The sequence below is a fragment of the Streptococcus oralis genome (assembly GCF_001578945.1).
GTDB classification, from domain to species: Bacteria; Bacillota; Bacilli; order Lactobacillales; family Streptococcaceae; genus Streptococcus; species Streptococcus oralis_Q.
This window is the reverse complement of sequence record NZ_KQ969551.1, coordinates 383972-385909: the sequence shown is the minus strand read 5'-3', so window position 1 is coordinate 385909 and position 1938 is coordinate 383972. Positions and strand designations below refer to the sequence as shown.

Annotated in this window: 1 protein-coding gene and 1 pseudogene; both read right to left on the bottom strand. The window is 40.5% G+C overall.

The window, feature by feature from the left end; all coding sequences use genetic code 11:
- Positions 1-47: 47 nt before the first annotated feature.
- Positions 48-828, bottom strand: a pseudogene (locus SORDD16_RS04550) (ribonuclease HII).
- A complete protein-coding gene (ylqF, locus tag SORDD16_RS04545) occupies positions 815-1666 on the bottom strand; it encodes a ribosome biogenesis GTPase YlqF (protein ID WP_061452534.1) in 852 nt (283 codons plus the stop codon). Before ylqF ends, SORDD16_RS04550 begins: the two are co-directional and overlap by 14 nt.
- Between the last annotated feature and the right edge of the window lie 272 nt (positions 1667-1938).

Below are 1938 nucleotides of genomic sequence, written 5' to 3'. Positions count from 1 at the left end.
TTCTTGGAACTGAGTGTTTCTGACTGTTCCTCCATAATCATTTCCTCTTACTTATCTTTCTTTGCTGAAACCAGTGTTTTGACTGGTTCAAAACTGGTACGGTGAATTGGGGTGACACCTAGTTTTTCCAGTCCTTCTAGATGTTTAGCTGTTCCATAGCCTGCATTAGCTGTAAAATCATAGCCTGGATATTGGTTATCATAGTCCTTCATAATATTATCCCGTGTCACCTTGGCCACTATAGATGCAGCTGCGATAGAGAGGGAGTTTGCATCCCCTTTGATAATGGAGGTTTGTGAAATTGGTAACTCCAGTTTCATGGCATCTATCAAGACGTGCTCAGGCTGCGGACTGAGCTGGGAGATTGCTTCTTTCATGGCGAGTTTGGTTGCTTCATAGATATTGACTTGGTCAATGATGTGATTATCCATGATACCAATTCCGATTGCCAAGGCTTGATCTTGAACGGCTTGGTAAATCTCCAGATGTTTCTTCTTAGGAATTTTCTTGCTATCGTTGAGGCCTCTAATCTTACAATTTTTAGGTAAAATAACGGCTGCAGCGACTACAGGACCAGCAAGAGGACCACGGCCAACCTCATCAACACCTGCTATTAAGGTCAATCCTTGCTTATAAAGCTCTTTTTCATAGGAAAGCATAGTTTCCAGGCGAAAGTCTTCATCCAGTTCAGCCTGAATGGCTTTTTTACGCTTGCTGATTTCCTTTTGAACTCCATAGCGAGTGTCCTTTTCAAGCTCTAAAAAAAATAGGACTTTCTAACTCCTTGACCGTCGCAAGGAGTTCTTTAATTTCTTTAATCGTCGCCATCGAGGTCTTCCAATGTATCTAAGGTGTAGTTACCAAGTTTGCCATCGCGGACTTCCTTCACGAAGAGACTGTAAAAACGGTCATAGTCGTCACGGAAACCGAGGGCGCGGGTCATATCCATAATAATAACAGGCGCTTCTTCTTCAATTTTCATTTGTTTGAAGCGTTCAACCAGCTTTTCTGGATAATGTTCTTTGAAATAATTGAGACCAAAAATAGTCACTTCATCCATAGGAAGCAACTGGTCTTTAATTGCTCCAGTTAGGGCTAGTTTGAGTGCGACAGTATCATCTTCAAACTTAGGCCAGAGAATCCCTGGTGTGTCTAGGATTTCAAGGTCTTTGTTGGTTTTGAGCCACTGTTGCCCCTTGGTAACACCTGGTTTATTGCCGACAACCGCAATCTTTTTCCCAGCCAAACGGTTCATCAGAGTTGATTTACCAGCGTTTGGAATCCCGATAATCATGGTACGTAAGGTTTCAATCTGGATACCACGTTCTTTCTGGCGAGCAATCTTATCAGCCATGAGCTTTTTAGCTGCATCTGTTACGACTTTTACAGTCACTTGCTCTTTGGAGTTGATAGCCAGAGTTTGGATTCCCTGTGATTCAAAGTACTGACGCCATTCTTTGGTCATTGCTGGATCAGCAAGGTCTGCCTTGTTTAAAATCAAGAGTTTTAGTTTATCACCAACAATTTTATTTAACATAGGATTTTGACTAGATAATGGTAGACGCGCATCCACCAAAATCGTTACAAAATCAACAAACTTTAGATTCTCCTGAACTTGTCGCCGAGCCTTAGACATGTGGCCCGGAAACCATTGAATAGTAGCCATAATATTTCCCCTTCCGACTAAAAAAACGTAATAAAACGTTTTCTTTCTCACCATCTATTCTATCATAAATTAAGTTCTTTTGCACAGGCCTTGACTATAATAAAACCGCAAAACATAACTTAATTTATGTAACGATATATACATTTAACTTTATTTGTTGTTTGGTACATACCTTGTATATACGTTTCATAGAGGTAAAGCGATGGATACAGTAAAACTCGGAAAGTGGAAAATTTCCTCAGAAAGCTTGATTTTAGAACCTGTATTCACAA